Source organism: Erythrobacter alti (assembly GCF_037996805.1).
Lineage (GTDB): Bacteria > Pseudomonadota > Alphaproteobacteria > Sphingomonadales > Sphingomonadaceae > Alteraurantiacibacter > Alteraurantiacibacter alti.
In genome coordinates this window covers 109,625-122,911 of the sequence record NZ_JBBNAX010000011.1, presented here as the reverse complement: position 1 = coordinate 122,911, position 13,287 = coordinate 109,625, and the positions used below count along the sequence as shown (strand labels likewise).

The following is a 13,287-nucleotide window of genomic DNA, read 5'->3' as shown; positions in this document are numbered from 1 at the left end:
CGCGCGGTTGCGCCACATTCAGCCGCAGAGTGCTATAAAACGCACAAAGCTCCGGAAAATAGAGAGTTATTTCGAATACGGGCGACCTTCCCCTGTTAGGTCGCACCGACTGCGCGGTCCTTCGGGTCGTGTTAGTGAGGGCCGCGCCAAGGCGCCCGGGCTTTAACGGCTCGGGCGCCTTGATATTTTCCGGACCAGGCAGGTCTCGCTGAAACTTATTTGAAGCCAACTCCGACGCTTGCGCGTGGCTGCTCCACCTCTGTGCTTGTCACAGGGTAGGCACAGTAGTCTGCTGCATAGAATGCGGCTGGGCGGTGGTTGCCGGACAGGCCGATCCCGCCAAAAGGTGCCGCTGAACTCGCGCCATTTGTCGGGCGGTTCCAGTTCACGATGCCGGCGCGGACGTTGGCCCAGAATCGATTGTATTGCTGTGGGTCCCCACCGACGAGAGAGGCGGACAGGCCAAAACGCGTGTTGTTGGCCTCTGCAATGGCCTCGTCGAAGTCATCGACCTTGATGACCTGCAACAGCGGACCGAACAGCTCGACATCGGGCCGATCCGCCATGGCGGTCGTATCGATAATGGCGGGCGTAAGGAATGGCAGATCGTCTTGCTGCCGGCGCATATGTTTGATCGCCTTTCCGCCATGCGACAGCAGGTAGACGAAGCTTTCGGTCAACTGGTCCGCGGTATAGTTATCGATCACTGGGCCCATGAAGGGAGCGGGATCATCGAAGGGACCGCCCACGATGATGCGATCGGCCAGCTTCTTCGTTTCCGCGATCACCTCGTCATACATGCTCGATTTCACGATCAGGCGGCGCGCAGCGGTGCAGCGCTGGCCGGCTGTAGTGAAGGCAGACTGGATGATGAGGGCAGCCGCATCGGTGATCTTGGGCGTATCCCAGACAACAATCGGATTGTTGCCACCCATCTCGAGCGCCACGATCTTGCCCGGCTCATTGGCAAGCTTCCGGTTGATGGCAATCCCGACTTGCGCCGATCCGGTGAACAGCACGCCGTCCACGTCCTGGTGCGCGACAAGCGCCTTGCCCTCATCCGGCCCACCGATCAGCAATTGCACCACACCCTCGGGGATCCCGGCGCGGTTCATCAATTCGACCAGCTTTTCCCCAACCGCAGGAGTCTTCTCCGACGGTTTGAGGATGACCGTGTTGCCTGCGATCAGCGCTGGCACCATGTGGCCGTTGGGCAGGTGTGCAGGGAAATTATATGGGCCGAGGACCGCCATCACCCCATGCGGTTTGTGGCGCAGGGCTGCGGTGCCTTGCAGGGCGCTGTCGAGCTTGCGCTGGCCCGTCCTTTCAGCATAGGCGCTGACCGAGATATCGACCTTGGCCATGACCGCTTCGACTTCGGTGCGGGCTTCCCACAGCGGCTTGCCAGCCTCACGAGCGATCAGTTCGGCGAAGGCATCCTGGTCCTTGCGCACTTCGTTGACGAAGCGGCGCATCAATTCGATACGGTTGGAAAGCGGCAGCGCAGCCCATTTCGGCCACGCCCGGCGCGATTGCGCCACGACCGCATCGACATTGCCATGCGCGCCGCGCCACAATTCCTTGCCCGTGGCGGGTTCGAAAGAAATCAGTTCCTGAGAATTGGCCAAGGTAGTGCGGTTTCCCGTGTGCAGGTGGTTTCCAGACCTTTAGAGACTGTTTCGCAAAGGCGCAAAGTTACGATTTCATTCATGCCCAGCGGCGTGGGGCGGAGGTCCAAGGGCTCGGCCCAATTCGCGCATATTCGAGATTTTTGCCGATAGCGGCTCCCAATCATCGTTCTTGGCAATGGCATCCCAGATGGACTCGACCTCTTCGATCAGCATGGAGACCGGGGTCTCTCGCGACCAATATCGGTCATCGCTTTCAAGCGGCTGGTAGCCTGCCAGAGCGTAAGCCAGTGGGCCGGAAGCGTTGCGGCCACCGCGATGCGCGTGAAAAAAGATGTCCGGGCCGATCTTCTGCTCGCGCATGGCCTGTTCGGCAGCCCCGATCAGCGCGGCATCGGCGGCCTCACCGCGCTGCTCAACGCCGAGCCTCCAGCAAAAGCGCCGCATCATCGCCTCCCCGTAAAGCGGCCCAAACCTCTCGATGGCCGCGATGAGCGGTTCCGACTCGGCAAGCGGACGCAACGATATCGCCAGTTGGCCAAGATTCCAGCGGATTGCCTCTGGTTGGCGCCCGAAGGCGTAAAGCCCGGTCTGGTCAAAATAGGCGGCGGTGAACTGCGGCTCCCACTGTGGCAGCCAGCGCCACGGCCCGTAATCGAAACTCTCGCCAGTGATATTGATGTTGTCCGTGTTCAGCACGCCGTGAACGAAGCCCGCCACCATGTAGCTCGCGGCCAGATCGGCAAGGCGTTCGGTCACCTGATGCAGCAGGATGACCGCTGGCTCGTCGCGTCCGGGAGCATTTTGCGGTGGTAGAGGGCCGGGATAAGCGCTGAGACAATAATCGACCAGTTGCGCAAGCGCGGCGTCCTCCTCCAAAGCCATCAGGCGCTGGAAACTGCCGATGCGGATGTGACCGTGGCTCAGGCGCACCATCGCGGCAGAGCGGGTAGGGCTTGGCTCGTCATTGCGCCACAACTCCTCTCCCGTTTCGATGACCGAGAATGTCTTGGAGGTATAGACGCCGAGCGCTTCGAGCATTTCGGTCGCAAGAATTTCACGCACCGCACCCTTCAGCGTCAGCCGCCCGTCGCCATCGCGGCTGTAAGGCGTGGTGCCGCTGCCCTTGGTGCCGCAATCGAGCAACCGTCCATCACCGTCGCGCATCTGTGCAAACAGGAACCCGCGCCCGTCACCGATCTCCGGATTATAGGTGCGGAACTGATGCCCGTGATAGCGCAGCGCAAGCGGCTTGGGCAGGTTATCGGGCAACGGCTCGAACTTGCCGAAATGCGCGATCCACTGGTCATCGGTCAAATCGCCAAGGCCAACGGACTTGTCCCAGCGGGCATTACGAAAGCGCAACTGGTGCGCCGGAAACTGCGCGGCATCGACCGGACCGGCAAGAAATTGCGCGATTTCGGTGATTTTCGTGTCAGGACGATAGTCGGCAGGTTGCGGTTCGGCGCGCATCATTCCAATAGGTGGCCACGCGCGCTGCCTAAAGCAAGGCAGGCATCAAATTGGGGAGCATGTGTGGGCGAGAATACCACTCAGCAGAAGAGCTGGCAGGACAAGACTTGGGAAAGCGCCGATGGGCTGACCTTGCACTACCGCGATTATCCGGGCCGCGATGATCGCCCGCCGATCCTGTGCATTCCCGGCTTGACCCGCACAGTGCGCGATTTCGAGCCGGTGGCCGATGCTTTTGCCGGAGACTGGCGCGTGATCGTCGTGAACCTTCGAGGGCGCGGCGAAAGCGATTATTCGAAGGATCCGCAAACCTACAAGCCATCGACCTATGTCGAGGATATCCTCGCCCTGCTGGAGCAGGAGGGGCTGGACAAGGTTGTTGCGCTGGGCACCTCGCTCGGCGGGATCGTGTCCATGCTTATGGCATTCCAGCACCCGGGCCGCTTCGCCGGTGTGGTCCTCAATGACATCGGCCCTCATGTGGAGCAATTGGGGTTGGACAGGATCAAGGACTACGTCGGCCACGGCGGCAGCTTCCCCACGTGGATGCACGCCGCCCGCGCGCTTCAGGAAACCAGCGACTATGTCTATCCCGGTTACAAGATGCGCGATTGGCTCCGCCTCGCCAAGCGCTTGATGGTAGTCGGCAATAGCGGACGCATCAGCTTCGATTACGACATGAAGATCGCCGAACCTCTGGCAGCCGAACAGGAATCGCCCGACATGTGGCCACTATTCGACGCGCTGGCAGGAATTCCCGTAATGGTGTTGCGCGGCGAGCTTTCCGACCTGCTCTCGACCCAGACGGTAGAGAAGATGCAGAGCAGAATGCCCGCTCTCGAAGCTGTGACCGTGCCCGGTGTCGGCCATGTTCCAACGCTTGAGGAGCCTGCCGCGCAGGCAGCCATCGCGCGTCTGCTGGAAAAGGTCGCATGAGCGGCAGGTCCAAGACCCCGAGAATCCTCCACTTGCATTCGACTTTCGATGCGGGCGGCAAGGAGTTGCGCAATGTCCAGTTGATCAACGCCTGGGGCAAGGACGTGGATCACGCGATTGTCTCGGGCGATCTCGAGAAGCGCAATGCGGCGCACATGATCGGCAAGAAGCCGCGGATCAGCTGGCCGAAATTTCCCTCGCTCACCGGCACCCCGACACCGCGGCGACTGTCAAAGATCGCCAAGGCCATGGCCGGGTATGACCTGATCTGCACCTATAATTGGGGCGCGATCGATGCGGTGATGGCGCACACGGTGTTTGCCGATCCGTTCAAGCTCCCACCGCTGGTCCATCATGAAGATGGCTTCAATGAAGACGAGGCCGTGCGCCTGAAAAAGCGCCGCAACTGGTATCGCCGTATCGCGCTTGGGCGGACCGCGGCGCTGGTTGTTCCCTCGACCACGCTGGAAGACATCGCGCTCAATATCTGGGACCAGCCACGCACCCGTGTCCGCCGGATACCCAACGGGATCAACACGCGTGCCTATGCAGCGCCGCCCAAGCGCGATATCCTGCCCGGCTTGCTGAAGCACAAGGACGAATTCTGGATCGGTACGCTTGCCGGCCTGCGCAAGGTCAAGCAACTCGACATGCTGGTAAGGGCAATGACGCATTTGCCCGAAGAATGGCAATTGGTGATCGCTGGCGAGGGGCCAGAGCGTGATGCGTTGTTGGCGCAGGCAGAGAAGCTGGGACTGGAGGACCGTGTCCACCTGCCCGGTTTCGTGGCTGAGCCGCAGAAGCTGATCGGACATTTCGATATTTTCGCACTGTCGAGCCATTCCGAACAATTCCCGATTTCAGTCGTCGAGGCGATGGCGGCGGGCCTTCCGGTGGTCGCCCCCAGGGTGGGCGATATCGGCAGCATGGTGTCGAGCGAAAATGGCCCGGCTCTGGTCGATCCCGGTGACAGCGAAGCTCTCGCCAGTTCGCTGCTCACGCTCTCCGGCGATCCAAAGGAGCGCAAGCGTATCGGCCAGGCCAACAAGGCGAAGGCTCGCGAAGAATTCGACGAGAAGCGCATGATCGAACGCTACCGCGCGCTCTATTGGGGGCTGATGCAAAAGTATCCGAAGGCAGGTGACAGGCCGGTGCCTGATAGTGACGAGGCTTAAGCCACCGTTCACCGTGACGGGGACACTCATGCCTCTTCGATTGAAAAGCTTGGGCTTACCGCCTAACAGCGCAGCCTGAATTATCGAAACCGAAAAGCTAGAAACAAACCTTGGCAAAACCACCCGCAATCACAGACCCGTCCTCCAAGGGCGAAAAGGAACCGAAGCCCGACGCGGAGCAGGAAATGCTCATGCGCGAGGTGGACGAGGCCGTCCGCCAGGATGAAGTCAGCACTTTCGCGAAGAAATACGGCTGGCCGCTGGGCATCGCCTTCGTCCTCGCGATTGCCGCTTACGGCGGTTACCTGCTGTGGCAGAACCAGACCGAATCCGCTTTGGAAGAACGGTCAGAGCAGCTTGTCATGGCAATGGACGAACTTGATGCTTCCAATCTCAGCATCGCCGATGCCGAGCTGGAGGCGCTTTCGGAAGGCACAGATGGCGTCGCTGCCGCAGCGGCCATGCTGCGCGCGGGAATCGCCATGGAGCAGGATCGCGCGGCAGACGCGGTGGTCCTGTTCGACAGGGTTGCAAACAACACCGAATTGCCATCGGAAATGCGCGATGTCGCGGCGATTCGATCGGTTAGCGCGCAATATGACCAGCTCGATCCGCAGGTCGTGATTGATCGCATCGGTCCGCTGGCACAGCCGGGCAGTCCCTATTTCGGCAGCGCGGGCGAACTGGTCGCGCATGCTTACCTGGCGCAGGGCAAGCCCGAACAGGCTGGCCCGCTGCTTGTTTCGCTCGCCCAGAACGAGGATGTGCCGCAATCAATCCGCGGGCGTACACGCCAACTCGCCGGATCGCTTGGCTTCGATGCCATCGAAGATGTCGATGCGGCGCTAACAGAAATTACAGGTCAGGAGCCCGGTGAGGCGCCTGCAGATGCCAGCGTCGAGCTGGTCGAATAATTCGAACGGACACTTCATGATGCATACCGATACTCGCAAATCTCCCCGTTTCCTGCTGCCGGCATTGGCGCTTGCCGCCTCGCTTGCGCTGGCTGGTTGCGAAACGCTCGGCATCGGGGGTGGCGGCGATGACGAAGAAGATACCCCAACCGTCGGGAATCGCGTGCCGATCCTGTCGCGCATCGCAACCGAAATCGTCGCCGATCCGGCGCTTGCCAATGTCGCTGTGGTTGTCCCACCTGCGCAGAGCAATGCCAGTTGGCCGCAGGCTGGTGGCAATGCGGCGAAGGTTTCTGGGCACGTAACGCTGCCGGTAGTGCCCACGCGGGCATGGACGGCAAGCATCGCGGGCACGACCAACACGCGCCGCCTTGCTGCGGCACCGGTCGTGGCGGACGGTATGCTCTTCGCGGTCGACACCGGCGCGACGGTCCATGCTTTCGATGCCCAGACCGGCGTTGTGCGCTGGCGTCACCGTATTGCCGTGGCGAACGACCTCGTGGACGCAACTTTCGGTGGCGGCGCGAGCTACAACAATGGCCGGGTTTACGCCACGACTGGCGTTGGCGATGTTGTTGCACTCGATGCGGCGACGGGCGCTGAAATCTGGCGCGTAAAGCCGGGCGGACCGCTGCGCGGTGCACCGACGGTGGCGTTCAATTCAGTCTTCGTGATGACGCAGGACAACCAGATTTTCTCGCTGGCGACCGCCGATGGTGAAATCGTCTGGCAGAAGGCCGCTGCGAGCGGGCAGCAAGGCGTGTTTGGCGTTGCTGCACCCTCTGCCGGGCAGGGCACCGTGCTGGCCGGATTCTCGTCCGGCGAACTGGTGGCCTACCGCTACGAAAACGGCCGCGAATTGTGGTCCGACGCGCTCGCGCGGACTTCGATCTCGACGCAGGTCGGCACGCTCACCGATGTCGACGCAGATCCGATCATCGATCAGGGCCGCGTTTACGCATTGGGGCAGGGCGGCCGTATGGCAGCCTACGAATTGCTCACCGGCCAACGCATCTGGGAATTGACGCTGGCGGGCATTTCCACGCCCACGATTGCCGGCGAATGGGTGTTCACCCTGACCGACGACGCCCGTATCCTCGCGATTCAGCGCAACACCGGGCGCATCCGCTGGATGACACAGCTCGACCAGTGGCGCGACGTGAAGGACCGTGAAGGACCGATCTTCTGGACCGGCCCAGTGCTCGCGAGCAATCGCCTGTGGATCGCCAGCTCGCGCGGCTACGTCAAATCGGTCGATGTCATGACCGGCGCGGTTGCCGATTTCACGCAGCTGGACGACGGCGTTTCGCTGCCTCCCGTGGTGGCGAATAACACGCTGTATATCCTTGACGATAGCGGTCGTATCACAGCCTGGCGCTAAGGGCTTTTACGGCCTGAAGTGAACGGATAATTCGCGGCAGGCGAGAACTGACGATGTTACCTGGCTTTTAACCCTTCCGCGCTAGGGCGGTCGGGTGATGAGCGCGCAAGAGCACAATGGCACGCGGCTGCCTGCCAGCGATGTATCGCCTTGGGTCGGGCTGGTCGGCCTTGCGACCTTGCTCGGCTACATTTTCTTTGCGCGTTATTTCCCTGAAATAGCAGGCCTACTTGGTTATCCGGACCAGTTCGGTCGCCTTTCCGGCCCCTATTCGGCCATGACCGCGATGATCCTGACCGGTGGTGCAATGGCCGCATGGTCGGTCTTCGTTGAAAAAGTTCACCGCAATCCCTCGACCGGCATCGACTGGAACAATCGTCGACCAATCTCCGAAGTCATCGATATTTCAATCACCAAGCTCGCGGGCCTTTGGGCGACCTGGTTCATCATCGGAGGACTGTACTGCCTTGGCCGCTGGTACTGGGATGGCTCTTACCTGTTTGCCATGCAGGTAATTGGCGCTGCCATCATCCCGCTGGTCCTGCTTTCGGTACCCTACGTGCTCTGGATCGACCGGGTGATGATCAACCCGCGCGATCATTCCTGGCATTTCGGAGCCATGCTGATCGGGCGGGAAGCCTATGACAGCGACGAGGTCAAGAAGCACTGGCGTAGCTGGATCATCAAGGGCTTCTTCAGCGCCTTCATGATTTCCATCATTCCCGGAGGGTTCGCCACGGTGGTGGAATCTCCGGTGTCCGAGATTGTCGGCGATCCGGTAAGGCTGGGCGTGCTGCTGTTCGAACTGTTGTTCGTGATCGATGTGCAGATCGGCACGGTCGGCTATTTGCTCACTTTCAGGCCACTCGATGCGCATATCCGCAGCGGCAATCCCTTCCTCGCCGGATGGATTGCCGCGCTGGCCTGCTATCCGCCGCTGGCTTGGGGCCTGCTCGGCAGCATCATCAATTACGAAGTGAACACGGCGGACTGGGCGTACTGGTTTGCCGATTACCCTGCGTTGCTCTGGATATGGGCGACGTGGCTGGTCTTCCTGACAGCGGTTTACGCCTGGGCGACCGTCGCCTTCGGTATCCGGTTCTCAAACCTGACCTATCGCGGCGTCATCACCAATGGCCCGTACCGTTACACGCGCCATCCGGCCTATGTTTCGAAGAACCTGTTCTGGTGGAGTTCGGTCATGCCATTCCTTGTCACCAGCGGTTCGATGGTGGACATGATCCGCAACACCGCTTTCATCGCCATGGTCAGCGGAATTTACTACTGGCGCGCGCGCACCGAAGAGGCGCATCTGCTGCTCGAGGATCCCAAGTACCGGGAATATTACGACTGGATGCAGGAAAACGGCGTGATCACCGCCCGGCTCGCACGGCTGTTGCACTGGGCCAATCCACGCAAGGGCGCAGCGATGCAGCCGCAGCCTGCCGAGTAGGTTTCAGGCTCCCGCATTTCCCACGATAAAACACGCTGCTGCCACCAGCGCCCCGGCCATGCGATTGGATCGGAAGCGGGCAAGCGGATTATCCGGGTCGCCCGGATCGAGCGTCGCCACCTGCCACGACAAATGCACCGCCGCAGGGGCGAGGGCGAGCAACGCCAGCAGGTCACCGCGCAGCAGCCAGAAGGCGAGGAGCCACGACGCGAGGGCCAAGGCGTAGAAAGCAGCGACACCGCTTTTCACCCGCCCGCCAAGGCGCAGGGCAGAACTCTTGATACCGACCAACGCATCATCTTCGCGGTCTTGCAGCGCATAAATCGTGTCGTAACCGACGGTCCAGAAGGCAGCGCCTGCATAAAGGGCCAGCATCACGACGAGGTTGTCTTCGCGCATGGATGTCCAGCCGACGAGCACGCCCCAGTTGAACACCAGTCCCAGCCACGCCTGCGGCCACCAGGTTATGCGCTTCATGAAGGGATAGGCGGCTACCAGCGCCAGACTGCCCAAGGCTACGACTTGCGCCGTGGGCCGCAATTGCAGCAGCACGAGCAGCCCCACGAGGCAGAGCGCCACCAACCAGACCCACGCCGCGCGAACGCTCACCCTGCCACTGGCAATGGGCCGGTTGGCGGTGCGCGCAACGCTCCTGTCGAGATTGTGGTCGATGATATCATTGTAGACACAACCGGCCGAACGCATGGCGATCGCACCGAGGAAGAACCACGCGACCAGCAACCACTGCGCGCCTGCTCCGGTCAGCCACAGGCCCCAGGCACACGGCCAGAACAGTAACCAGAAACCGATCGGACGGTCGAACCTTGCGAGCAACGCATAATCGCGGAACGGTTGCGGCAGGCGCTCCGCAAGGCTGCGGTGCTGGGTATCGGGCGTGATTGTTTCCGCGCTCATGGCCGGCCTCCTTGGGCTTGCCTGTTAGCCGTGCTTAGCCCTAGTGCCTAGCCATGCCCGCAACTCCCGCTTGGCCTCCGCGATCCGCTCCTCGTCTGTTCATCGAACAGATTATCGAGGTCGGCCGTCCGGTGCGTATATCCGGTAACCAGGCGCATTATCTATCGCGCGTAATGCGAGTGGGTCAGGGCGATGCAATCATCCTATGCGATGATATCACCGGCGAATGGGCTGCGCGCGTGGTAGAGGCAGGCAAGCGCGAGATTGTACTCGATCCGGTCGAGAAACTGCGCGAGCGAGAGGCTGTGCCAGACCTGTGGCTATGCCCGGCTCTGCTCAAGAAGGATCGTTTCGATCAGGTGCTGGAGAAGGCGACCGAACTGGGCGCGGCACGGATCATACCGCTGGTCACCCGCCGCTGCGTTGCCGACAAGCTCAATGCCGAGCGTGCGCAATTCATCGTGACCGAAGCTGCCGAGCAATGTGCCCGCACCGCGCTGCCTGTCGTGGACCAGCCGCACAAGCTGGAGGCTTTCCTGCGGGATTTTCCTGCTGACCGGGTGCTCTTTTTCGCTGATGAAATGGGCAGCGAAGGCGGGATCGAACACGCGGGCACAGCATTTGCAACCAATGGGCTACCCGCTGCCATCCTGATCGGCCCCGAAGGTGGCTTCGACGATTCCGAACGAGAAATGCTACGCGCGCACCCGCAGGCGAAACCGATTGCGCTTGGTCCGCGAATATTGCGTGGTGAGACAGCAGCCATCGCCGCGCTTGCGCTCTGGATGAGCGCGGCTGGCGACTGGCAAAAGCCGTGACGCGGGCGGGGTAAGTAAAATATTGCGTGGCGCTTTGCGACCTATCGGCTAAGCCGCGCGGCGAACAAGGGAGTACCGATGAGCACGCGCAAGGCATCCGGCGACGACGAAGTCCGCATCGAAAATCTCGGTCAACTGGTCGAACCAATGCTTCAGGGCGAAAAGCCCAGCAATCGCTGGCGCATCGGTACCGAGCATGAAAAGCTCGTTTTCAAGACCAGCGACCACCATGCACCGACCTATGGCGAAAAGGGCGGCATACGCGACATATTGCTCGCCATGCGCGAATTCGGCTGGGAGCCGGTCGAGGAGCTTGGCCCTGATGGTACGGTCGATGTCATTGCGATGGCAGGCGATGATGGCACCATCAGCCTGGAGCCTGCCGGGCAATTGGAACTTTCGGGCGCGCCTCTCGAAACGCTGCATCAGACCTGCGCCGAAACAGGCCGCCATCTCACGCAGGTCAAGACCGTGGGCGAGGGCTGTGAAGTCGGCTTTCTCGGCCTTGGCATGTGGCCCGACAAGGCCCGTGCCGACCTGCCGGTGATGCCGAAGCAGCGCTATTCGATCATGATGCGCCATATGCCTAAGGTGGGCGAACTGGGCCTCGACATGATGCTGCGCACCTGTACGATTCAGGTCAATCTGGATTATTCTTCCGAAGCCGACATGGCGAAGAAATTTCGCACCGGGCTTGCGCTCCAGCCGCTCGCCACCGCGCTCTTCGCCAATTCGCCCTTTACCGAAGGCAAGCCCAACGGCTTCCTCTCCTATCGCAGCCACATCTGGTCGGACACCGATCCGCACCGCACGGGCATGTTGCCCTTCGTCTTCGAAGAAGGCTTCGGGTACGAACGATACGTCGATTACATGCTCGATGTGCCGATGTATTTTGTCTATCGCGACGGCGTCTATATCGATGCGGCGGGCCAGAGTTTCCGCGACTTCATGAAAGGTGAACTGCCCGCCTTGCCGGGCGAATTGCCCACGCCTTCGGACTGGTGGGATCACCTCTCCACCGCATTCCCCGAAGTTCGTCTCAAGAGCTTCCTCGAAATGCGCGGCGCCGATGGCGGACCGTGGAACCGGATCTGTGCCTTGCCCGCCTTGTGGGTGGGCTTGCTGTACGACGAAAATGCACTCGATGCCGCCTGGGATCTGGTCAAGCACTGGTCAATGGAAGAGCGCGAGGCGCTTCGCAACGCTGTGCCCAAGCAGGCGCTAGGCGCAGCCATTCCGGGCGGCGGGACATTGCGCGACCTTGCCGGTGATGTGCTCGATATCGCCCATGCCGGACTCGTGGCGCGGGGCCGTCTGAACAGCATGGGCGACAATGAAAGCGGCTTCCTCAACCCGCTCCGCCAGATCGTGGAGAGCGGCAAGGTTCCCGCCGAAGTTCTGCTTGAGAAGTACCACGGCGAATGGGACGGGGATATCACCCGCGTTTATGAGGAAAGCTTCTGAGGCAACAGCGGCAGGGTTGGCGTCCACTCTGGCGCTGACCGGCGCTTTTCGGGCTTCGTATTCGATGGCGGCTGGGCGAACATCGGCTCCCTTGGCATAATCTCATTCATAGCTGACCACCTCGAATTCGATCCCGTCCCAGTCGAAGAAATAGAAGCTGCGCGGGCCGGGATCGTATTTTCCGTGGCTGAAGGTTTCGAGCCCGTGTTCGCGCACAACGCGATCTGCAGCGTCCAGATCTTCAACCTGCAGGCCGACATGGTTGAGCGGCTTTCCCTTGCGCTGGCCGGAATAATCGCCTCCATCGGCCCACAGCGCGAAATAGTCGCTGTCGCTGCCAACATGCGCAAATTCGCCGCTCTCGCCATGCGGTGCACGGACGCGTAATTGCCAGCCGAGCAGGTCTTGCAACAGCGCGATCGAGCGATCCATGTCGCTTACGGTAAGATTTACGTGTTCAATTCGACCTTGCAGAGAGACTTGTTCCATGGTGCAAATTTCCTGTTCTAACCCTTTGTAAATTAGCGATTTCCCGACGCGCTTACAGGCCGTCTGCGAATCGCTATTTGCCAATCATGCAACCTCAAGCTAAGTTCAGGTCAAGAGATTGGGGATAAAATGTTGTCCGAGCGGGTGTTGTCGGACGGCCAGAAGGGACGGGACGCAATGACCAAGCTCAATTGGATCGGCATTGGCGATTTGGCCAAGCGCACGGGTGTCGCAGTGTCGGCGCTGCGCTTTTATGAAGAGAAGGGGCTGCTCCAGCCGCTACGCACCAGCGGCAACCAGCGACGATTCTTGCGCAGCGATATTCGCCGCGTCAGCTTCATCCTCATCGCACAAAAACTCGGCCTTGGCCTAGCCGAGATTGAGGAACAATTGTCCCGCTTGCCCGAAGGCCGCAATCCGACACTGGCCGATTGGCAGAAGATCAGCCGCACGATGCGCGTGCAGATCGACGAGAAGATCAATTTGCTCACCCGTACCCGGAACCAGCTCGACCAATGCATCGGCTGCGGCTGCCTGAGTCTGACCAAGTGCCAGCTCTACAACAAGGATGATAGGATGGGGCTCAAAGGGCCGGGGCCTCGGGCTGTGCTGGATTAGGCGAACTGGCATTCTCGCCAAAT

General features: G+C 60.9%; 12 protein-coding genes. 8 read left to right on the top strand and 4 right to left on the bottom strand.

The window, feature by feature from the left end:
* Positions 1 to 215: 215 nt before the first annotated feature.
* Complete coding sequence (gene astD / locus AAC850_RS13545) at positions 216 to 1,628, bottom strand: succinylglutamate-semialdehyde dehydrogenase (protein WP_340589382.1); 1,413 nt, start codon at positions 1,626 to 1,628, stop codon at positions 216 to 218.
* A gap of 75 nt (positions 1,629 to 1,703) precedes the next feature.
* Positions 1,704 to 3,101 (bottom strand): protein adenylyltransferase SelO family protein, encoded by a 1,398-nt coding sequence (locus AAC850_RS13540; protein WP_340589381.1) that lies wholly within the window; start codon positions 3,099 to 3,101, stop codon positions 1,704 to 1,706.
* Positions 3,102 to 3,164: 63 nt separating this feature from the next.
* Here AAC850_RS13540 and AAC850_RS13535 point away from each other — a divergent pair, with 63 nt between their 5' ends.
* The 5 genes from AAC850_RS13535 (at position 3,165) to AAC850_RS13515 (ending at position 8,960) form a co-directional block, all read left to right on the top strand.
* Positions 3,165 to 4,037 (top strand): alpha/beta fold hydrolase, encoded by an 873-nt coding sequence (locus AAC850_RS13535; RefSeq protein WP_340589380.1) that lies wholly within the window; start codon positions 3,165 to 3,167, stop codon positions 4,035 to 4,037.
* The gene (locus AAC850_RS13530) at positions 4,034 to 5,212 is read left to right on the top strand and encodes a glycosyltransferase family 4 protein (RefSeq protein ID WP_340589379.1); all 1,179 of its coding nucleotides are present in this window, start codon (positions 4,034 to 4,036) and stop codon (positions 5,210 to 5,212) included. The genes AAC850_RS13535 and AAC850_RS13530 overlap by 4 nt, the downstream gene beginning before the upstream one ends.
* 110 nt (positions 5,213 to 5,322) lie before the next feature.
* Entirely contained in the window at positions 5,323 to 6,126 is an 804-nt protein-coding gene (locus AAC850_RS13525) for a tetratricopeptide repeat protein (RefSeq protein ID WP_340589378.1), read from the top strand.
* A gap of 16 nt (positions 6,127 to 6,142) precedes the next feature.
* Positions 6,143 to 7,507, top strand: a complete 1,365-nt coding sequence (locus AAC850_RS13520) for an outer membrane protein assembly factor BamB family protein (RefSeq protein WP_422723200.1) — start codon at positions 6,143 to 6,145, stop codon at positions 7,505 to 7,507.
* 97 nt (positions 7,508 to 7,604) lie between these two features.
* Entirely contained in the window at positions 7,605 to 8,960 is a 1,356-nt protein-coding gene (locus tag AAC850_RS13515) for a methyltransferase family protein (protein ID WP_340589377.1), read from the top strand.
* 3 nt (positions 8,961 to 8,963) lie between these two features.
* On the opposite strand, the gene ubiA is transcribed toward AAC850_RS13515, so the two are convergent.
* Positions 8,964 to 9,875 (bottom strand): 4-hydroxybenzoate octaprenyltransferase, encoded by a 912-nt coding sequence (ubiA, locus tag AAC850_RS13510; protein ID WP_340589375.1) that lies wholly within the window; start codon positions 9,873 to 9,875, stop codon positions 8,964 to 8,966.
* 53 nt (positions 9,876 to 9,928) lie between these two features.
* On the opposite strand from ubiA, the gene AAC850_RS13505 reads away from it, so the two are divergent.
* Complete coding sequence (locus tag AAC850_RS13505) at positions 9,929 to 10,693, top strand: 16S rRNA (uracil(1498)-N(3))-methyltransferase (protein WP_340589374.1); 765 nt, start codon at positions 9,929 to 9,931, stop codon at positions 10,691 to 10,693.
* A 78-nt stretch (positions 10,694 to 10,771) separates the two neighbouring features.
* Complete coding sequence (locus AAC850_RS13500) at positions 10,772 to 12,157, top strand: glutamate--cysteine ligase (protein ID WP_340589373.1); 1,386 nt, start codon at positions 10,772 to 10,774, stop codon at positions 12,155 to 12,157.
* 102 nt (positions 12,158 to 12,259) lie between these two features.
* Here the strand turns inward: AAC850_RS13500 and AAC850_RS13495 are convergent, their stop codons facing one another.
* Complete coding sequence (locus AAC850_RS13495) at positions 12,260 to 12,646, bottom strand: VOC family protein (RefSeq protein ID WP_340589371.1); 387 nt, start codon at positions 12,644 to 12,646, stop codon at positions 12,260 to 12,262.
* 177 nt (positions 12,647 to 12,823) lie between these two features.
* Between AAC850_RS13495 and soxR the strand changes: the two genes are divergently transcribed.
* Positions 12,824 to 13,264 (top strand): redox-sensitive transcriptional activator SoxR, encoded by a 441-nt coding sequence (gene soxR / locus AAC850_RS13490; protein ID WP_340589369.1) that lies wholly within the window; start codon positions 12,824 to 12,826, stop codon positions 13,262 to 13,264.
* Positions 13,265 to 13,287: the final 23 nt, after the last annotated feature.